Consider the following 17209-nt stretch of genomic DNA (forward strand, 5'->3'; position numbering starts at 1 on the left):
GTGGATAAAAGTCACTGGATGCGACAGACATTCGTCTGTCAGAAGCAGCCCGCCTTCGCGGGAATGACGAGGGGCGCGACAAGTCTCAGCTCGACAGCCCCGCCGCGTCCGCGAGCCGCTTGCGGGTCAGCGGGCCGAAGCCCACCCAGTCCGCCAGCGCCTGCAGTTCCGCGTCGTCGCCCCGGCCGCGCGCGAAGCCGCCTTCGGGCAGCGGCGCGTCCAGCGCCACCGTGGTCAGCTGCCGCCACAGCAGCGCGTGCTCGCGCTGCTCGCGCAGGCGCACCGCCAGCTGCGCGGCGCCGCGCAGACGCAGGAACGGCACCTCGTCGATGCGCGCCAGCAGCGCGTCCAGCGATTCGAAATGCGCCAGCAGCACCGCCGCCGACTTCGGGCCGACGCCGGTGACGCCGGGGATGTTGTCCACCGCGTCGCCGGTCAGCGCCAGGTAGTCGGCGATCTGGTGCGCGTGCACGCCGTGCCGCGCCTTCACCCCGGCCGCGCCCCAGCGCTGGCCCTTGGCGAAGTCGTACTGTTCGTCGTGCGCGTGCAGCAACTGCGACAGGTCCTTGTCGGCGGAAACAATGACGCTGCGGAAACCGTCTCCGCGCGCGCGATGCACCGCACTGCCGATCAAATCATCGGCCTCGTAGTCGGTATGCGCCAGCGTGCGCAGGCCCAGCGCGTTGCACAGCGCCTTGCACCAGGCGAACTGGCGGCGCAGCTCCGGCGGCGCGGGCTCGCGGTTGGCCTTGTAGGCCGGGTACAGCGCGTTGCGGAAGCAGGAGTCCAGGGCTTCGTCGAAGGCGACGGCGATGTGTTGCGGGCGCTCGCGTTCCAGCAGCTCCAGCAGGAAGCGGGCGAAGCCGTGCACCGCGTTGGTCGGCCAGCCGTCGGCGTCGTGGAACTCGTCCGGCATCGAATGCCAGGCGCGGAACACGTACAGCGAGGCGTCGACCAGGTGCAGCGTCGGCAGCGCGTTCGTCACGCGGGCGTCCAGTCGGCGAGCAGGGCGCGCGGGTCGGGACGGTCGCGCTCGGGGACGTCCACGGTCGGCGTGCCGATGGCGATCGTCCCGACCAACTGCTCGTCGACGGCCAGGCCCAGCGTGCGTTCGAGGAAGCCGCGGTCGTAGGCCGGCCAGCCGGTCAGCCACTGCGCGCCGTAGCCTTCGGCCTGCGCGGCCTGCAACAGCAGCAGGCAGACGCAGGCGGCGGTGGAGAAGCGCTCGGATTCCGGGATCTTCTCGTCCGGGCCGAGGCGGGCGATCACCGCGACGGTCAGCGGCGGCACGGTGAAGCGGGTGCGCAGCTTCTCGACCACGCCCTCGCCGGAGGCCGGTTCGCGCTCCAGCAGCCGCGCCTCGGCGGCATCGGCCAGGGCGGTGCGGGCGGCGCCGGCGATGCGCAGGAAGCGGAACGGCACGCGCTTGCCGTGGTCGGGCACGCGCGCGGCGGTCCGCAGCATGCGCAGCAATTGCGCCTCGTCGGGGCCGGGCGCCGCCAGCTGGCGGGTCGGCGTGGAAAGGCGGCGGTCGAGGTCGTCCAGGGTCAGCATGGCGGTCGCGCTTGCGGGGAAGGGCCATGGTAACGGTAGGATGCGGTATCGAATCTGACGCGGAGCGGGCGATGGCGGTGATCGTGGGCGTGGCGCGCGAAACGGCGGCGGGCGAGCGCCGGGTGGCCCTCAGTCCGGAAACCTGCAAGAAGCTGGTGGCGGCCGGCGCCACCGTGCGCATCCAGCCGGGCATCGGCGCGGGCGCGTTCTTTTCCGACGCGGCGTACGCCGCCGCCGGCGCGCAGCTCGCGGAAGACGCGGTCGCGGAGGCCGACGTGGTGCTGTGCGTGCAGCCGCCGGACAACGCCGCCATCGCCGGGCTGAAGCAGGATGCGGTGCTGGTCGGCAGCCTGCATCCGCAGGCCGACGCGGCGCGCGGCGAGGCGATCCACGCGCGCGGCATCGTCGCCTTCCCGCTGGAGCGGCTGCCGCGCACCACCCGCGCGCAGGCGATGGACGTGCTCAGCTCGCAGGCCGGCATGGCCGGCTACAAGGCGGTGCTGATCGCCGCGCAGCTGGCGCCGCGCTTCTTCCCGATGCTGACCACCGCCGCCGGCACCATCCGGCCGTCGAAGGTGCTGATCGTCGGCGCGGGCGTGGCCGGTTTGCAGGCCATCGCCACGGCCAAGCGTCTCGGCGCGCAGGTCGAAGGCTTCGACGTGCGCCCGGAAACGCGCGAGCAGATCGAATCGCTGGGCGGCAAGTTCCTCGACCTCGGCGTGTCCGCCGCGGGCGAGGGCGGCTACGCGCGCGCGCTGACCGACGAGGAGCGCGCCGAACAGCAGCGCCGCCTCGCCGAGCACCTGAAAAACGTGGACGTGATCGTCTGCACCGCCGCAGTGCCCGGCCGCCCCGCGCCGAAGATCGTTTCCGCGGCGATGGTGGCCGGGATGAAGCCGGGCAGCGTGATCGTCGACCTGGCCGCCGAAACCGGCGGCAACTGCGAGCTGACCCGGCCGGGCGAAACCGTCGAGGTCGAAGGCGTCGCCGTCGCCGGCCCGCTCAACCTCGCTTCGATGGGCGCGCAGCACGCAAGCGAGATGTACGCGCGCAACGTGTTCAACTTCGTCTCGCTGCTGCTGAAGGAAGGCGCGCTGGCGTTCGACTGGAACGACGAACTGCTGGCGAAGACGGTGTGGCCGGAGCGGGCGTGAATCCTTCGTAGGGCTTCGCGCCCTCAGCCGATCTTGATGATCGCGTGGCGCTCCCGTGCGCCTTTCGATGCCAGGCAGGTCACGGGAACGTCGTTGCCGTCCGCGCGGAGCTTGCCTTCCGCGTGGAGGGTATTGCCGCTCTCGAAATGGCGGCCGGTCCACTGGTAGGTGGTGACGCTCTTGCCGGCGTAGTGGGCGCGCGCTTCCTCTTCGCACCAGGCCAGCAGCTGGCTCGCGGACGTGAAGACGATCTCGTGGGCCGGGTGATGCGTTCTGTCGTCCTGGGCGAATGCGGATCCCGCAAAGGCAAGGGCGAGGATTGCGATCGTGTGGCGCATGCGGACTCCTTCGTCGTGATGTCCAAGCGAATCGCTGACCGGTTCAATCGCGCGGATGATCGTGCTCCGGCGCCGGATGCGCCTTCGTCCAGTCGGCGCGCTGCTGCGGCGTCATCTGCCGCCATTTCGCCAGGAACGCGTCGCGGCCATCCTTGTCCAGGTCGCGCATGGCGTGGAACAGCGCGCGCGCCTGGTCGCGCTGCGCCGGCGACATGTCTTCCCAGCGCTGCGCGCCGTGGCGGGCGCGATCGCGCAGGCCGGGCGGCATCGCCTTCCAGCGCTGGGCGCGTTCGAGCATGCGCGCGCGTTCGTCGGGGTTGCTGTTCCAGCGGTCGCGCAGCGGCGCGATCAGGACGTCGCGCTGGGCGGGCGTGAGCCTGTCCCACTCGGGATATGGCGCGCCGGCGGGCTGCGCCTGCGCGAAGGCGAGGGCGGGCCACAGGGCCAGGGCGAAGACGGTCAGGCGGATCGTGCGGTTCATCGGTTACTCCATTGCGACCAGGCGGGCGTCGGCCGAGGCCAGCCAGGCGTAGAACTCGGGGTCTTCGTCCAGCAGGGTGGTGTTGGCCGCGCCCGCGGGGGCGGTGGCCGTCGCCGCGATGGCCGACGGAACGGCGTTCGCCGATTCCGAAGGCGACGGCTGGAAGCGCAGGCCCAGCGCCAGCGCGCACAGCGCGGCGAAACCGGCCGCCGCGTAGCGCAGGCGGTGCGGGCGCGCGGCGTCGGCGCGCGCCTGGCCGCGCAGGGCGGCATTGCGGCGCTGCGCCAGCTGCGCCTGCACGCGTGGCGACAGGCTGCCCAGCGCGGCGGCGTGGTGCGCGCGGATGGCGGCGTCGAAGCGGTCGCTGCCGCTCGCGTTCATCGGCCCGGTGTTCATCGGAATTCCTCCAGTTGTTTCTGCAGCGCCTCGCGGGCGCGCGACAGGTGCGTCTTCACCGAACCCTCGCTGCATCCCATGACGCGGGCGGTGTCGGCCACGTCCAGCTCCTCCAGCACGCGCAGGGTGAAGGCTTCGCGCTGGCGGGCCGGCAGGTGGCGCAGGGCCGCGCTGATCCGTTCCCACGCCTCGCGGCTGTCGTGGCTGCGCGACGGGTCCGGGCCGTCGTCGGCCCAGTCCACCGGCTCGCCATCCCGGTCGGTGCTGCCCGGCAGCAGCCAGCGCAGGCGGAACAGGCCGCGCCGCTGCATGTCCACCATGCGGTTGCGCAGGATGCTCCAGAACAGCGGGCTCCATTCCGCCGCCGGGCGGTCGCGGTAGGCCAGCATCTTCAGCATCGCGTCCTGCACCGCGTCCAGCGCGTCCTCGCGGTGGCGCAGGCCCAGCTCGGCGAAGCGGAAGGCGCGCGCGTCGATGCCGCGCAGGAACGCCTCCAGCGTGGCCGGCTCGGGCGATGGCGTCGGTGCTTCGGTTTCCACCGGCCCAAGCTTAGCGGGGGTCAGCAGCAGCATGGGCGTCCCGTGCGTCCGGGCCGGGCGGGATTGCGCGGCCATGCGAGGGAAACGCGCGGCTCCGACGGCGGTTGACAGGGCGCGCCGCAACCCGGCCGCAGATGCGGGACATGTGTTTATGATGCGGGCAGACAACCGGGGAGCGGCACTGTGGGCGACGGGTTCGTGGCGCTGTACATCTTCATGCTGGCGGCGATCGCCGGCAACGTCATCATCTCGCGGGTGCCGGTGATCCTGCACACGCCGCTGATGTCGGGCTCCAACTTCATCCACGGCATCGTCCTGATCGGCGCGATGGTGGTGCTGGGCGAGGCGGAAACGCCGTTGGAGCAGGCGCTGGGCTTTGTCGCGGTGCTGCTGGGTGCGGGCAACGCGGCCGGCGGCTTCGTGGTCACCGAGCGGATGCTGGAGATGTTCAAGTCCAGCAAGAAGGGAGAGGCGAAGTGAGCGTCCTCACCTTGGTCAAGCTGAGCTATTTCGTCGCCGCCACCCTGTTCCTGCTCGGCCTGCAGCGGATGAGCACGCCGAAGACCGCGCGCAGCGGCATCCAGTGGGCCGGCGCGGGCATGCTGATCGCCACCGTCGCCACGTTCTTCCTGCCGGGGCTGCACAACATCGGGCTGATGGTCGCGGCCATCGTCATTGGTGTCGGCCTGAACTGGGCCTGGGGCAGGAAGGTCGCGATCACCGACATGCCGCAGATGGTGGCGCTGTTCAACGGCATGGGCGGCGGCAGCGCGGCGGCGATCGGCGCGGTGGAGCTGGTGAAGTTCTCCGGCGGCGCGGTCGTGCCTTCGCGGCTTTCGCTGTCGCTGGCGGTGATCGGCGCGCTGATCGGCGCGGTCTCGCTGACCGGCTCGGTGATCGCTTGGGCCAAGCTCGACGGGCGCATGGACAAGCGCTACACCTTTCCCGGCCAGCAGTGGTTCAACGCGCTGGTCGCGGTCGCGGCGGTGGTCTGCGGCGTCATGGCGATCCAGACCCTGGCGCTGCCGTGGATCGTCGCTTTCTTCGTGCTGGCGCTTGCGCTGGGCAAGCTGATGACGCTGCCGATCGGCGGCGCCGACATGCCCGTGGTCATCTCGCTGTACAACGCCTTCACCGGCCTGGCGGTGGCGTTCGAGGGCTACGTGCTGGGCAACGAGGCGCTGATCATCGCCGGCACCATGGTCGGCGCGGCCGGCATGCTGCTGACCCGGCTGATGGCGAAGGCGATGAACCGCAAGATCAGCAACGTGCTGTTCTCCAACTTCGGCGGCGGTGGCGCGGCGATGCAGGAGATCGGCGGTTCGATGAAGCCGATCGAGGCGGCCGACGTGGCCGCGATGATGGCCTACGCCGAGCGCGTGGTGATCGTGCCCGGCTACGGCCTGGCGGTGGCGCAGGCGCAGCACAAGATCTGGGAGCTGGCGCAGCGGCTGATGGATCGCGGGGTGAAGGTGAAGTTCGCCATCCACCCGGTCGCGGGCCGCATGCCGGGCCACATGAACGTGCTGCTCGCGGAAGCGGGCGTTCCCTACGACCTGATCGCCGACATGGACGACATCAACCCGGAGTTCGCCAACACCGACGTTTCGCTGGTGATCGGCGCGAACGACGTGGTGAATCCGGTCGCCAAGACCGATCCGGCATCGCCGATCTACGGCATGCCGATCCTCGACGTGGTGGACTCGAAGAACACCATCGTCATCAAGCGCGGCAAGGGCACGGGCTTCGCCGGCATCGAGAACGCGCTGTTCTACGCCGACAACACCCGCATGCTGTACGGCGACGGCGCGGAAATGGCGAACGCGCTGGTCAGCGAGCTGAAGGCGCTGGACGGCGGCGGCCACTGAGCCCCGCCCACAGCGCCACCAGCAGGCCGGCGGCGCACAGCACGAGGTCGATGCGATCCAGCGCCAGCGTCAGCAGCAGCCAGGCGTAGGACGGCCCGATCTTCAGCGCCGATTCCCACGGCCGCAGGCCGAAGTTCTGGCCGACCTGGCCGGCGGCGATGAGGACGTTGGCGGCGGCGATCACGAAGACGGTCGCCAGCGTCGCCCAGGCCGCCCGCGAAACGCCGGCCGGCCATTTCGCCATCCGCAGCAGCAGCGCCATGTCCAGCGCGGCCAGCGGGGCCAGCCAGCTGCACTGCCGGTTCAGCGCCAGCGCCAGCAGCATCCAGAACGCGGCGAAGCCGGCGGCGCCCAGCGCCAGCAGGGGCAGGGCGTACCAGCGGGGCGAATCGGAAGGTGAGGGCATCGGCGGGAAGGCGGCAGCAGGCCGGCGATGATCCCATCGCGGACGGAGACGGGCAATGGGATTGGGACTAGAATGGTACGGATTCGATCCCCACGTGCCCATTCATGTACTCCCGCAGCAGCGAACCCGTCCGTTTCGAGCGCGATTGCGCCGCCGTCCTCGTCCCCCAGGGCGACGAAGTCACCCTGCCCGTCGGCACCGTGGGCTACATCACCCAGGCGCTGGGCGGCAGCTGGACGGTGTTCGTCGAAGGCAACCTGATGCGCATCGCCGGCAAGGACGGCGACGCCATCGGCAAGCCGCCGGTCGAGCCGCTGGCGCTGCCGGAAGGGGCGACCGACGAGGACGTCGAGCGGGTGGTCTGGGAGCAACTGCGCACCTGCTTCGACCCGGAGATCCCGGTCAACATCGTGGAGCTGGGGCTGGTTTACGTTGCCGAGCTGTACCGCACCGAGCAGGGCGGGCGCGGCGTCCGCGTGCGGATGACCCTGACCGCGCCGGGTTGCGGCATGGGCGAGATCCTGGTCGACGACGTGCGCAGCAAGCTGGAGCAGATCCCGACCGTGGTCGACACCGACATCGAGCTGGTATTCGACCCGCCGTGGAACCAGACCATGATGTCCGACGTGGCCAGGCTGGAAACCGGGATGTTCTGAGCGCAAACCGCGTTTCCTGGCTGAACGGTCCGTTGGCGGCATGACCATCGGCCCAGTCAATTAGCGTCACATTTTGACGTGCCGAGTCATCGCAAACGCATGTTGCATTGCGAAACGAACGCCCGTTCAGGGCTGTCGACGGCCGTGTCTGCTGCACCGCAAAAAGGCGATGGTGTCGCCTGAAACCTTGTGTTTTGCTGGGTTTCGTCCCGTACATAACGCATGGTTATGTGTTCATTCCCTCAAGTTCTTGGCGAGCCCGCTTCTTGGCGGCAACCGTCGCCCATCGCTTCGGCTGCCGTTCAGGTTTTCGGGGCGACGCCTGCATCGCGACTACACGGTGGGTCACCCCGGAGGCATGCAGGCGGGCTGTGTCGTTGTTCGTCCGTAGCCGCCATCGCGGCATCAACCAACAACCCCAGGGGTAATGCCAGTGAATCGTTCCCGCACGACCAATCTGCTCGGTACCGCCATCCTGTTCGCCCTCGCCGCCTCCGGCGCGGAAGCGGCCAACCGGGTCGACCTGCACCAGCGCAACGTCAACCAGCTCCGCCAGCAGTACCAGTCCGTCACCGCCAAGCAGGGCGTCGCCACCATGGCGAACCGCCGCCATGCGCAGTTCATGAACGCCGGCGCCAACGACACCTTCCTGATGCGCGGCACCCGCCAGGATCGCGGCGTCCGCAACTACCGCTACGACCAGGCCTGGCGCGGCATCCCGATCTACGGCCAGGGCGTCGCCGTCAGCGAAGACGGCGCCGGCAATGTCCGCGGCATGTTCGGCAACCTGGTGTCCGGCCTCGAGGCCGACATCCCCTCGACCACGCCGAAGTTCGGCAAGGCCGCCGCGCTGGTCGCCGCCAAGCGCGTGGCGCTGGGCAACGGCCTGGCCGGCATGCTGACCCGCGACGAGAAGACCGACACGGTGGTCTTCATCGACGACGCCGGCCGCGGCCACCTGGCCTATGCGGTGACCTTCTTCGCCGACGCGGTGGCCGGCGGCAAGCCGACCCGTCCGGTGGTGATCATCGACGCCATCAGCGGCCAGGTGATCAAGAAGTGGGAGAACCTGCAGCACGCGCTGGTCGGCACCGGCCCCGGCGGCAACGCCAAGACCGGCCAGTACGAGTACGGCACCAACTACGGCTACCTGGACGTCACCCAGAGCGGCTCGACGTGCACGATGAACAACAGCCACGTCAAGACCGTCAACCTCAACGGCGGCAGCTCCGGCAGCACCGCGTTCTCCTACACCTGCCCGCGCAACACGGTGAAGTCGATCAACGGCGCCTACTCGCCGCTGAACGACGCGCACCACTTCGGCAGCGTGATCTTCGACATGTACAACGCCTACCTGGGCCAGAACCCGCTGACCATCCAGTTGGTGATGAAGGTGCATTACAAGACCAGCTACGAGAACGCGTTCTGGGACGGCACCGCGATGTACTTCGGCGACGGCAAGAACACGTTCTACCCGCTGGTCAGCCTCGACGTCGCCTCGCACGAGGTCTCGCACGGCTTCACCGAGCAGAACTCCAACCTGACCTACTCGGGTCAGTCGGGTGGCATGAACGAAGCCTTCTCCGACATGGCCGGCGAAGCCGCCGAGTACTACGACCGCAACGGCAACAACGACTGGCTGGTCGGCTCCGAGATCTTCAAGGGCAGCGGCGCGCTGCGCTACATGTGCAACCCGACCCAGGACGGTGGTTCGATCGACAACGCCGCCAACTACACCAGCAGCATGGACGTGCATTACACCTCGGGCGTGTACAACAAGGCGTTCTGCACCCTGGCCAAGAAGTCCGGCTGGAACACGATGAAGGCCTTCCAGGCGTTCGCGCGCGCCAACCGCGACTACTGGACCGCCAGCAGCACCTTCAACCAGGGCGCCTGCGGCGTGGAAACGGCGGCGCAGGATCTGGGCTACAGCAAGGCCGACGTCACCGCCGCGTTCTCGGTGGTGGGCGTGACCTGCCCGACCAGTGGTGGTGGTGATGGCGGCAGCACCGGCGGCACCCTGACCAAGGGCGTGACGGTCACCGGCCTGTCGGCCAGCACCGGCGGCGAAGTGGTCTATACCCTGCAGGTTCCCGCGGGCTCGACCAACCTGACCTTCACCGCGTCGGGTGGCAGCGGCGACGCCGACATGTACGTCAAGTTCGGCAGCAAGCCCACCGACAGCTCCTACGACTGCCGTCCGTACAAGTCCGGCAACGCCGAAAGCTGCACGTACGCGTCGCCCGCCGCGGGCACCTACTACGTGCGCCTGAAGGCCTACTCGGCGTTCTCCGGCGTCAGCCTGAAGGGCGATTACACGGCTGGCGGTGGTGGCGGTGGCGGCGACAGTTCCTCGGTGAACCTGCCCACGGTCTCGACCAACAACTGGTCCTCGACCTACACGCTGGCGGTGGCGGCCGGCAAGACGGCGACCATCAAGATCGCCGGCGGTACCGGCGATGGCGACCTGTACGTCCGCGCCGGCGCCGAGCCGACCACCAGCAGCTACACCTGCCGTCCGTACCTGACCGGCAACAACGAGACCTGCACGCTCACCCCGACCAGCGCCACCACCTACTACATCAAGGTGCGCGCCTACTCGACCTTCTCGGGCGTGACCCTGACCGCCGGCACCAACTGACGGTTCCGCAGTCCATTCGGCTTGTGTTCGACCCCGGCTTCGGCCGGGGTCTTTTTTTATGCCCGCGGGATTCGGCGGGACGCGCGAGGCCGCGGCGCAGCCGGCGCCGCGTCAGTCGGCCGCTTCGAAGCGATTGGCCTCGACGTTCTTGCGCACGTGGTCCGGGCTCCAGATGCGGCCGTTCATGGCGATGTACACGCCTTCCGGCAGCGACTGCACCGCGCCGATCGCGCAGCCGATGTTGAACTCGGCATCCGAGCCGCGGAAGCGCGCCGGACTGAGCGCGCCGGTCATCACGATGGTCTTGCCGAGGATGCTCTGCAGCACCTTGCCGGTGGCGACCATCGAGTCGGTGCCGTGGGTCACCAGCACGTGGCGGGTGGGTTGGGCGGCGATGGTGGCGCGGATCAGCTCGCGGTCGTCGTCGCTGATGTGCAGCGAATCCTTGCGCAGGATCGGGATCACGCTGAAGCGGAAGTTCACGCCCAGCTCGCGCAGGATCATGCCGATCTGCGGATCGCCGATCTGGTAGTCCGACTTGTCGTCGAAGTAGATCTTGTCGATGGTGCCGCCGGTGGTGACGATGAGCAGGTTGTCCATGCCGGCAATTGTCCGCCAAAACGCGCGGCGGCAACACGGGTCAGCCGGGCGGCAGGTTCAGCGCGGCGCGCAGCGGGTCGAGCGCCGCGCCGTAGGCCCGCGCCCGCGCGGTGTCGCCGCGCAGCGGCTGCCGCACCTGCGCCGCGCTGGCGGTGCGGACGCTGCGCCGCGCCTCGTGGAAGCGCAGGCAGATCGGGTCGAAGTCCAGCCCGCAGTCGGCCAGCAGGGCGCGGATGCGCGGCTCCGGGTCGGCCAGCAGGTCCTCGTAGCGGTGCAGGTGGATGCGCGCCGGATCGCGCGCGCGCCAGCGATCCATCGCTCGCTCGCAGCCGCGCAGGTACGCGGCGATGTTGCCCGGATCGTTGGCGAAATGCGGCTGGCTGTAGAACTGCTGCTTGAAGCAGGACCACGCGGTTTCCAGCGGGTCGCGGCGGGTTTCGATCACGGTGGCGCCGGGCAGCATCGCGCGCAGGATGCCGGCGTGCTTCCAGTTGTCCGGCTGCTTGTCGGTGAAGCGCGGACGCGTTGTACGCCAGCGCTCGGTGCGCTCGAGGTAGTCGCGGCCGAGGCGATGCCAGTCTTCCGCGCTGGCCTGCGGCACCCACTGCGGATAGGGCACGCCGTGCCGCTGCGATTCCTGCTGGAGGACGATGCCGAGGTCGGGCAGTTCGCTGGCGCCTTCGACTTCGGGATGCGCGGCCAGGATCTGCTCGAACAGGGTGGAGCCGGAGCGCGGCAGGCCGACGATGAACACGACCTCCCGCCCGAGCTCGGGATCGAGCGGCGCGGGCAGGGTTTCGCTGGCGGCCAGCGCCTGTTCGACGAAGCGCTCGAACGCCTGCGCGCTCCACGGCGTCAGCCGCTGCTGCAGCGCATTGGCGGCGGCGAACGCGGCGAACGCCTCGGCGTGGCGGCCGCGATCCTCTTCCAGCTTGCCCAGCGCGTGGCCCATCGCCACCCGGTCGGGGTCGGCCACGTCGCGGCGCTGCAACTGGGCGCGCAGCGTGGCCGCGTCGGCATCGTCCAGCGCCACCGTCTTGATGTTGGACAGCCCGCGCCAGGCGTCGCCGCAGGCCGGATGCAGGCGCAGCGCGGCGCGGTAGCGCGCCGCGGCTTCGTCGAAGCGGCCGGCGTGCGCCAGCGCATCGCCCAGCAGGACGGTGGCCGGCAGCAGTTCGGGCGCGAGCGTGCAGGCGCGTTCCAGCGCTTCGATGGCGGCCTCGGTGTCGCCGCGCTGCTGCAGGTTGCGGCCGAGGTTGAACCACGGCGTCGGCTGCCGCGGATCGAGTTCGCAGGCGCGCCGCCAGCTGTCCAGCGCGGCATCGGACTGGCCGCAGGCGGAGCGCGCGGTACCGAGGTCGGCGTGCAGCAGGGCGTCGTCCGGCGTGATGTGCAGCGCGCGCTGCAGCGTGTCGATCGCCTGTGGCGCGCGGCGCGTGTGCAGCTGCAGGATCGCCAGGTAGCGCAGCGGTTCCGGATGTTCCGGCGCCTGCCGGCAGGCCTGTTGCAGCAGCGCTTCCGCGCGCCGCGGGTCGCCGTCGCGCAACGCGCGCGCGCCGGCGTGGACCGTCGCGGCGAGCTCCGGGGCGAGCCCGGCCATGCGCGGATCGCCGTTCATTCCGGGGTTCGGCGCTGCTCGCGGCGGGCGCGCATGCCGGGCAGGCAGGCGGCATGAACGATGAGCAGCGCCAGCACGGTTTCGGCCAATGCGAACAGGCGCAGCGCGGGTTCGGACCACAGCATCATCACGCCGTGGCTGAACCAGAGCAGGGCCAGCATCGCGGCGGTGAAGCCGGCCCGATGCCAGCCGCGCAGGGCGGCGAGGCCGAGTAGGACGGGCGGCAGCGCGAACACCGTCAGGCCCGCCCAAAGATGGTTGTTGTGCAGCGACCAGGCGACGAACAGCGCCGCCAGCGCGAACAGGCACAGAGCCAGATAGCGCCGCGGCGTCATGCGTCCAGCCTCCGCGCCAGCTGCGCCACCCGCCGTCCCAGCGCGCGCGCCAGCGCGGCCTCGTCGTCGCTCAGCTCCGGATCGTCCCGCACGCCGGCCACGTGGCTGGCGCCGTAGGGCGTGCCGCCGCTGCGGGTGGTGTTGAGCGCGGATTCGGTGAACGGAATGCCGGCGATCACGCAGCCGTGGTGCAGCAGCGGCACCAGCATGGTCAGCAGGGTCGATTCTTGGCCGCCGTGCATGGTCGCGGTGGACGTGAACGCCGCCGCCGGCTTGCCGACCAGCGTGCCGCTGGCCCATTCCGCGCCGAGCGTGTCGAGGAAATGCTTCACCGGCGCGGCCATGTTGCCGAAGCGGGTCGGGCTGCCGAGCAGCAGGCCGGCGCATTCGGCCAGGTCGCGCTTTTCGACGTAGGGCGCGCCGTCCTCGGGTTCGGGCGGGGCGGCGATTTCGGTCACCGGCGCTACCGGCGGCAGCGTGCGCAGTCGCGCCTGCATGCCCTCGACTTCGCCGACGCCGCGCGCGATCTGCCGCGCCAGCCGCGCCACCGAGCCGCCGCGGCTGTAATACAGGACAAGGATCTCGGCCATGCGCGCCCATCGTGTGCGGAGCGGGGCAGCATAGTGCAAGCGGCGCGTTCGTGGCATCGGTTACGCTTGCCGCATGGAGCCGCTGGATTCCCTCTACCGCTGGAGCGAGCGCCTGCGCGATCCGGCCCGCGCCGGCAGCTTCGTCCGCTTCGTGCTGCGGCGCTTCCTCGACGACCGCCTGTTCGAGGCCGCCGGCGCGCTGTCCTACACCTCCGCGTTCGCGCTGGTGCCGCTGTCGATGGTGGCGTTCGGCGTGCTGTCGGCGTTCCCGGTGTTCGACGCCTGGAGCGAGCGCCTCAGCGGCTACATCTTCTCCAACTTCGTGCCGAGCGCGGCGCGCGCGGTGTCCGGTTACCTCACCGACTTCTCCTCGAACACCAAGTCGCTGACCACCGCCGGCGCGCTGGCGCTGATCGTCTCGCTGCTGGTGACGCTGAGCAGCGTCGAGTCGATCTTCAACCGGATCTGGCGGGTGCCGACCGCGCGGCCGAAGCTCGGCCGCTTCCTGGTCTACTGGACGGTGCTGACCCTGGGCACGCTGGTGGCGGCGGCCAGCCTGGCGCTGTCCACGCGGTTCTTCGCGCTGTCGGTGTTCGAGACGTTGCCGGGGCGCTGGCTGGAGGCGCTGATGCTGCGGCTGGCGCCGATGGCGATCGAGCTGCTGGCCTTCGCCGCGGTGTTCAAGGTGGTGCCGCACCGCACCGTCGCGTGGCGGCACGCGCTGGCCGGCGCGCTGCTGTCGATGCTGCTGTTCGAAGGCGTGAAGTCCGGGCTGGGCATGTACCTGGCGAGCTTCGATTCCTACCAGAAGATCTACGGCGCGGTGGCGCTGGCGCCGATCCTGATGCTGTGGATCTACCTGAGCTGGGTGTCGATCCTGTTCGGCGCCTCGCTCGCCTCGTCGATGTCGGCGTTCCGCTACCAGCCGAAGGCGCTGCGTCTGCCGCACGGCTACGAGCTGTACGGGCTGCTGCGCATGCTCGGCCGCTTCCAGCAGGCGCGCCGGCGCGGCGACGGCCTGAGCAGCGAGCGCATCCAGCAGCTGGAGCCCAGCCTGACCGACAGCATGGTCCAGCACCTGTTGGCGAAGATGGCGGAAATCAACGTGGTGCAGTGCGCCGAGAGCGGCGACTGGCTGCTGGCGCGCGATCTGGACGAGGTGCGCCTGGACGAGCTGTACGAAGCGGCGCAGCTGCGCGTGCCGGTGGACGGCGCGCTGCCGCCGCTGGCGGACGACGCGCTGGGCAGCGCGGTGCGGCACACCATGGAGCAGTTGCGCGGGCCGCTGCACGACTTGCTGCGGCAGCCCGTTTCCAGCGTCTATGCCGGACTTTCGGAGGAATGAATCGCATGCGTGTCCGTCTTATCGCGCTGGCGCTGCCGGCCCTGCTCGCGGCCTGCGGGCCCGCGCCGGAGGCCGGCAAGGGCGCCGCCGCCAAACCGGCCGCCACGCCGGCGGCATCCGCACCGGCGAAGCCGGCCGCCGATGCGCAGGTGGAACGGCCCTCGTTGAAGGTGACTACCCTGGACGGCGCGGCCTACGACCTCGCCCAGCAGCGCGGCAAGTGGGTGATCGTCAACTACTGGGCGACCTGGTGCGGGCCGTGCTTGCAGGAGATGCCGGAGCTGTCGGCGCTGGCGGCGATGCGCCAGCACATCGCGGTGATCGGCCTGGCCTACGAGGAAACCACGCCCGAGGAACTGCGCGCGTTCCTGGCGAAGCGGCCGGTGGCGTATCCGATCGCGCCCATCGACGTGTACGACCCGCCGAAGGACTTCGGCGCGCCGCGCGGTCTTCCCACCACCTGGCTGATCGCGCCCGACGGCAAGCTGGTGCGCAAATACACCGGCCCGGTGACCGCGCGCATGCTGGAGGACGACATCGCCGCGTTCGGCGGGCCCAAGGCGGGCGCGAACGCGCCTGCGGACGGCGCCGGCAAGGCCGGCTGATGGCCGCCGCGCGCTTCGTCGTCACCGGCAAGGTGCAGGGCGTGTGGTTCCGCGCCTCCACCCGCGACGAGGCGCTGCGGCTGGGACTGGCCGGGTATGCGCGCAATCTCGCCGACGGCAGCGTCGAGGTGCTGGCGGTCGGCGATGGCGAGGCGATCGCGGCGCTGGAGCGCTGGCTGCATCGCGGCCCGCCGCTGGCGCGGGTGGCGGGCGTGGCGCGTTCCGATGCGGACGCGGCGGGCGCCGTCGACGGGTTCGTGACCGGCTGAGCGGCGTCAGGGCTTGAAGCCGGGGATCGGCTTGAGCGCGCCGTAGCGTTCCTTCGCCGGCTTGCCGGGCAGCGCCGGGAGGACGATGTCGGGCGCGTCGATGCGGGTGTCCGGCAGCCGGTCCAGCAGGTCGCGGATCAGGGTCAGCCGGCCCAGCTTCTGGTCGTTGAAATCCACCAGCGTCCACGGCGCGAAGCCGGTGTGGGTGGCCTTGAGCATCGCCTCGCGCGCCTCGGTATAGGCGCGGTAGCGCGTGCGCGCTTCGAGGTCGATGGGCGAGAGCTTCCAGCCCTTGAGGGGGTCGGCCAGCCGCTCGGCGAAGCGCTTTTCCTGCTTGTCCTGGTCGCAGCACAGCCAGTACTTGAACAGCAGGATGCCGTCCTCGACCAACTGCCGCTCGAACTGCGGCGCGGCGCGCAGGAACGCGTCCACCTGCGCGTCGCTGGCGAAGCCCATCACCTTCTCGACGCCGGCGCGGTTGTACCAGCTGCGGTCGAACAGCGCGATCTCGCCGGCGGCGGGCAGATGCGCCGCGTAGCGCTGGAAATACCACTGCGTGGCCTCGCGCTCGGTCGGCTTGGGCAGCGCGACGACCCGGCATTGGCGCGGGTTGAGGTGCTCGCGGATCGCGTCGATGGCGCCGCCCTTGCCGGCGGTGTCGCGGCCCTCGACCAGCACCACCAGCCGCCGGTCGGAGTGCTGCAGCCAGCGCGCGGCGTTCGCCAGCTCGACCTGCATCGGTTCCAGCAGCGCCTCGTACTCCTTGCGCTTGAGCTTGCTCACTTGCGCGCCGCCTTCGGCTTCATGCTGAGCGCAACGATCAGCAGCGCGCCCTGCTGGCGGCTGTTGAGGCTGCGGTAGGCGGCGAGCAGGTCGTGCTCGCCCTTGGTGCGGGCCGGGTCGAGCGTGCTGGCGAGTTCCGACAGCAGCGCGCCGGCCGGCACGCCGAACGCGCGCGCCAGCGCGTCGATCTGATCCTTGCCGGGAATCTTGTCGCCCTTGAGCCAGGCGTTGACGGTGCCGATGCCGGCGCGCGGGATGGCGGTGGCGATGTCGGCCACGGTCAGGCCGCTGGCCTTGCTGAGCAGTCGCAGGGTGGCGTCGATGGACATCGGCATTCCCTTGGTTGGGCGATGCCGTCGAGTGTAGAGCGGCTGCGGGGAGGGATGCACATCCCGATTTCCGCGCCGGTTTTTTGGACGCGGATCAACGCGGATGAACATCTGATTCAAGGAATTGATCCGCGCTCATTCGCGCTGATCCGCGTCCCAAGGTTCTTTTCGTGTCGCCCGCTTCAGAACCCCAGCGAATACCACTGCGTCGCGTCTTCCTGCCAACCGGCGGCGCGGTACAGCGCGCGCGCCGCGTCGTTGTCCTGGGTGGTTTCCAGCGAGATGCCGGCAGCGCCATCCTCGCGCGCGAACGCCGCGGCGGCGTCGAGCAGGCTGCGGGCCACGCCCTGCCGGCGCGCGCCGGCATCGACGTAGAGGTCGTTGAGGATCCACGTCTTCGCGGTGCGCACCGAGGAGAACATCGGATACAGCTGGACGAAGCCCACGGCCGCGCCGTCGCGCTTCGCCACCAGCACCGTCGATTCGCCGAAGCGCAGGCGTTCGCGCAGCCACTGGCGCGCGCGGGCGACGTCGGAAGGCTGGCCGTAGAACTGGCGGTAGGCGTCGAACAGCGCGGCCAGCGCGTCGAGGTCGGCCGGGCCGGCGCGGGAAATGGAAATCGTCATGGAAGTCCCTTGTGCGTCATGCCCATGAAGGCGGGCGGCCAGTGTCTTGAACGATGTGCGCAAACGCTGGCATGCG

22 protein-coding genes are annotated in these 17209 nt (G+C 70.2%); 8 read left to right on the top strand and 14 right to left on the bottom strand.

Annotated elements, in window-relative coordinates; translation table 11 throughout:
* Positions 1-85 precede the first annotated feature (85 nt).
* Both H9L17_RS11850 and H9L17_RS11855 read right to left on the bottom strand, forming a co-directional pair.
* On the bottom strand, positions 86-985 hold the full coding sequence (locus tag H9L17_RS11850; RefSeq protein ID WP_425507338.1) for a 5'-3' exonuclease: 900 nt from the start codon (positions 983-985) through the stop codon (positions 86-88).
* Positions 982-1554 carry a nitroreductase family protein gene (locus tag H9L17_RS11855; protein WP_187569644.1) on the bottom strand — a complete coding sequence of 191 codons (573 nt, stop codon included), beginning with the start codon at positions 1552-1554 and terminating at the stop codon, positions 982-984. Before H9L17_RS11855 ends, H9L17_RS11850 begins: the two co-directional genes overlap by 4 nt.
* 71 nt (positions 1555-1625) lie before the next feature.
* On the opposite strand from H9L17_RS11855, the gene H9L17_RS11860 reads away from it, so the two are divergent.
* Positions 1626-2708, top strand: a complete 1083-nt coding sequence (locus H9L17_RS11860; RefSeq protein ID WP_187569645.1) for an NAD(P) transhydrogenase subunit alpha — start codon at positions 1626-1628, stop codon at positions 2706-2708.
* Between the two features lie 23 nt (positions 2709-2731).
* Here the strand turns inward: H9L17_RS11860 and H9L17_RS11865 are convergent, their stop codons facing one another.
* From H9L17_RS11865 to H9L17_RS11880, 4 genes are read right to left on the bottom strand one after another with little or no spacing between them, the layout of a single operon-like run.
* Positions 2732-3046 carry a hypothetical protein gene (locus H9L17_RS11865; protein WP_187569646.1) on the bottom strand — a complete coding sequence of 105 codons (315 nt, stop codon included), beginning with the start codon at positions 3044-3046 and terminating at the stop codon, positions 2732-2734.
* Positions 3047-3089: 43 nt separating this feature from the next.
* Positions 3090-3527 (bottom strand): DUF3106 domain-containing protein, encoded by a 438-nt coding sequence (locus H9L17_RS11870; protein WP_187569647.1) that lies wholly within the window; start codon positions 3525-3527, stop codon positions 3090-3092.
* A 3-nt stretch (positions 3528-3530) separates the two neighbouring features.
* Entirely contained in the window at positions 3531-3923 is a 393-nt protein-coding gene (locus tag H9L17_RS11875; protein WP_187569648.1) for a hypothetical protein, read from the bottom strand.
* Positions 3920-4495 carry an RNA polymerase sigma factor gene (locus H9L17_RS11880; protein WP_187569649.1) on the bottom strand — a complete coding sequence of 192 codons (576 nt, stop codon included), beginning with the start codon at positions 4493-4495 and terminating at the stop codon, positions 3920-3922. The genes H9L17_RS11875 and H9L17_RS11880 overlap by 4 nt, the downstream gene beginning before the upstream one ends.
* A 150-nt stretch (positions 4496-4645) precedes the next feature.
* Here H9L17_RS11880 and H9L17_RS11885 point away from each other — a divergent pair, with 150 nt between their 5' ends.
* A complete protein-coding gene (locus tag H9L17_RS11885) occupies positions 4646-4942 on the top strand; it encodes an NAD(P) transhydrogenase subunit alpha part 2 (protein ID WP_187569650.1) in 297 nt (98 codons plus the stop codon).
* Positions 4939-6330 (top strand): NAD(P)(+) transhydrogenase (Re/Si-specific) subunit beta, encoded by a 1392-nt coding sequence (locus tag H9L17_RS11890; protein WP_187569651.1) that lies wholly within the window; start codon positions 4939-4941, stop codon positions 6328-6330. The genes H9L17_RS11885 and H9L17_RS11890 overlap by 4 nt, the downstream gene beginning before the upstream one ends.
* Here H9L17_RS11890 and H9L17_RS11895 read toward each other — a convergent pair.
* Complete coding sequence (locus H9L17_RS11895) at positions 6293-6736, bottom strand: hypothetical protein (RefSeq protein ID WP_187569652.1); 444 nt, start codon at positions 6734-6736, stop codon at positions 6293-6295. The genes H9L17_RS11890 and H9L17_RS11895 overlap by 38 nt on opposite strands.
* A 104-nt stretch (positions 6737-6840) precedes the next feature.
* Here H9L17_RS11895 and sufT point away from each other — a divergent pair, with 104 nt between their 5' ends.
* A complete protein-coding gene (gene sufT, locus H9L17_RS11900; RefSeq protein WP_187569653.1) occupies positions 6841-7392 on the top strand; it encodes a putative Fe-S cluster assembly protein SufT in 552 nt (183 codons plus the stop codon).
* Between the two features lie 433 nt (positions 7393-7825).
* A complete protein-coding gene (locus H9L17_RS11905; RefSeq protein WP_246455087.1) occupies positions 7826-10033 on the top strand; it encodes a M4 family metallopeptidase in 2208 nt (735 codons plus the stop codon).
* 111 nt (positions 10034-10144) lie between these two features.
* Here H9L17_RS11905 and H9L17_RS11910 read toward each other — a convergent pair whose 3' ends face one another.
* From H9L17_RS11910 to wrbA, 4 genes are read right to left on the bottom strand one after another with little or no spacing between them, the layout of a single operon-like run.
* On the bottom strand, positions 10145-10633 hold the full coding sequence (locus H9L17_RS11910; protein ID WP_187569655.1) for an asparaginase domain-containing protein: 489 nt from the start codon (positions 10631-10633) through the stop codon (positions 10145-10147).
* 40 nt (positions 10634-10673) lie between these two features.
* On the bottom strand, positions 10674-12251 hold the full coding sequence (locus H9L17_RS11915) for a tetratricopeptide repeat-containing sulfotransferase family protein (protein ID WP_187569656.1): 1578 nt from the start codon (positions 12249-12251) through the stop codon (positions 10674-10676).
* Positions 12248-12586, bottom strand: a complete 339-nt coding sequence (locus tag H9L17_RS11920; protein ID WP_187569657.1) for a DUF2069 domain-containing protein — start codon at positions 12584-12586, stop codon at positions 12248-12250. The genes H9L17_RS11915 and H9L17_RS11920 overlap by 4 nt, the downstream gene beginning before the upstream one ends.
* Complete coding sequence (wrbA, locus tag H9L17_RS11925) at positions 12583-13176, bottom strand: NAD(P)H:quinone oxidoreductase (RefSeq protein WP_187569658.1); 594 nt, start codon at positions 13174-13176, stop codon at positions 12583-12585. Before wrbA ends, H9L17_RS11920 begins: the two co-directional genes overlap by 4 nt.
* 73 nt (positions 13177-13249) lie before the next feature.
* Between wrbA and H9L17_RS11930 the strand changes: the two genes are divergently transcribed.
* Genes H9L17_RS11930 through H9L17_RS11940 form a run of 3 tightly spaced genes read left to right on the top strand, consistent with a single transcriptional unit; the run spans position 13250 to position 15395 of the window.
* The gene (locus H9L17_RS11930) at positions 13250-14521 is read left to right on the top strand and encodes a YihY family inner membrane protein (protein WP_187569659.1); all 1272 of its coding nucleotides are present in this window, start codon (positions 13250-13252) and stop codon (positions 14519-14521) included.
* 5 nt (positions 14522-14526) lie between these two features.
* Positions 14527-15126 (top strand): TlpA family protein disulfide reductase, encoded by a 600-nt coding sequence (locus H9L17_RS11935; RefSeq protein ID WP_187569660.1) that lies wholly within the window; start codon positions 14527-14529, stop codon positions 15124-15126.
* Complete coding sequence (locus H9L17_RS11940; RefSeq protein WP_187569661.1) at positions 15126-15395, top strand: acylphosphatase; 270 nt, start codon at positions 15126-15128, stop codon at positions 15393-15395. The genes H9L17_RS11935 and H9L17_RS11940 overlap by 1 nt, the downstream gene beginning before the upstream one ends.
* Positions 15396-15401: 6 nt before the next feature.
* On the opposite strand, the gene ppk2 is transcribed toward H9L17_RS11940, so the two are convergent.
* From ppk2 to H9L17_RS11955, 3 genes are all read right to left on the bottom strand, one after another.
* On the bottom strand, positions 15402-16178 hold the full coding sequence (gene ppk2 / locus H9L17_RS11945; protein WP_187569662.1) for a polyphosphate kinase 2: 777 nt from the start codon (positions 16176-16178) through the stop codon (positions 15402-15404).
* Entirely contained in the window at positions 16175-16507 is a 333-nt protein-coding gene (locus tag H9L17_RS11950; protein WP_187569663.1) for a helix-turn-helix domain-containing protein, read from the bottom strand. The genes ppk2 and H9L17_RS11950 overlap by 4 nt, the downstream gene beginning before the upstream one ends.
* A gap of 182 nt (positions 16508-16689) precedes the next feature.
* Positions 16690-17133, bottom strand: a complete 444-nt coding sequence (locus H9L17_RS11955; RefSeq protein ID WP_187569664.1) for a GNAT family N-acetyltransferase — start codon at positions 17131-17133, stop codon at positions 16690-16692.
* Between the last annotated feature and the right edge of the window lie 76 nt (positions 17134-17209).

Origin of the sequence: Thermomonas brevis (assembly GCF_014395425.1) — a bacterium.
GTDB lineage: Bacteria > Pseudomonadota > Gammaproteobacteria > Xanthomonadales > Xanthomonadaceae > Thermomonas > Thermomonas brevis.

What these genes read in the sequence shown, in the direction of transcription:
- H9L17_RS11855 (WP_187569644.1), bottom strand. Translation starts at nt 1,554, where the DNA reads ATGCTGACCCTGGACGACCTCGACCGCCGCCTTTCCACGCCGACCCGC.
- H9L17_RS11860 (WP_187569645.1), top strand. Translation starts at nt 1,626, where the DNA reads ATGGCGGTGATCGTGGGCGTGGCGCGCGAAACGGCGGCGGGCGAGCGC.
- H9L17_RS11865 (WP_187569646.1), bottom strand. Translation starts at nt 3,046, where the DNA reads ATGCGCCACACGATCGCAATCCTCGCCCTTGCCTTTGCGGGATCCGCA.
- H9L17_RS11870 (WP_187569647.1), bottom strand. Translation starts at nt 3,527, where the DNA reads ATGAACCGCACGATCCGCCTGACCGTCTTCGCCCTGGCCCTGTGGCCC.
- H9L17_RS11875 (WP_187569648.1), bottom strand. Translation starts at nt 3,923, where the DNA reads ATGAACACCGGGCCGATGAACGCGAGCGGCAGCGACCGCTTCGACGCC.
- H9L17_RS11880 (WP_187569649.1), bottom strand. Translation starts at nt 4,495, where the DNA reads ATGCTGCTGCTGACCCCCGCTAAGCTTGGGCCGGTGGAAACCGAAGCA.
- H9L17_RS11895 (WP_187569652.1), bottom strand. Translation starts at nt 6,736, where the DNA reads ATGCCCTCACCTTCCGATTCGCCCCGCTGGTACGCCCTGCCCCTGCTG.
- sufT (WP_187569653.1), top strand. Translation starts at nt 6,841, where the DNA reads ATGTACTCCCGCAGCAGCGAACCCGTCCGTTTCGAGCGCGATTGCGCC.
- H9L17_RS11910 (WP_187569655.1), bottom strand. Translation starts at nt 10,633, where the DNA reads ATGGACAACCTGCTCATCGTCACCACCGGCGGCACCATCGACAAGATC.
- H9L17_RS11915 (WP_187569656.1), bottom strand. Translation starts at nt 12,251, where the DNA reads ATGAACGGCGATCCGCGCATGGCCGGGCTCGCCCCGGAGCTCGCCGCG.
- H9L17_RS11920 (WP_187569657.1), bottom strand. Translation starts at nt 12,586, where the DNA reads ATGACGCCGCGGCGCTATCTGGCTCTGTGCCTGTTCGCGCTGGCGGCG.
- wrbA (WP_187569658.1), bottom strand. Translation starts at nt 13,176, where the DNA reads ATGGCCGAGATCCTTGTCCTGTATTACAGCCGCGGCGGCTCGGTGGCG.
- H9L17_RS11930 (WP_187569659.1), top strand. Translation starts at nt 13,250, where the DNA reads ATGGAGCCGCTGGATTCCCTCTACCGCTGGAGCGAGCGCCTGCGCGAT.
- H9L17_RS11935 (WP_187569660.1), top strand. Translation starts at nt 14,527, where the DNA reads ATGCGTGTCCGTCTTATCGCGCTGGCGCTGCCGGCCCTGCTCGCGGCC.
- H9L17_RS11940 (WP_187569661.1), top strand. Translation starts at nt 15,126, where the DNA reads ATGGCCGCCGCGCGCTTCGTCGTCACCGGCAAGGTGCAGGGCGTGTGG.
- H9L17_RS11950 (WP_187569663.1), bottom strand. Translation starts at nt 16,507, where the DNA reads ATGTCCATCGACGCCACCCTGCGACTGCTCAGCAAGGCCAGCGGCCTG.
- H9L17_RS11955 (WP_187569664.1), bottom strand. Translation starts at nt 17,133, where the DNA reads ATGACGATTTCCATTTCCCGCGCCGGCCCGGCCGACCTCGACGCGCTG.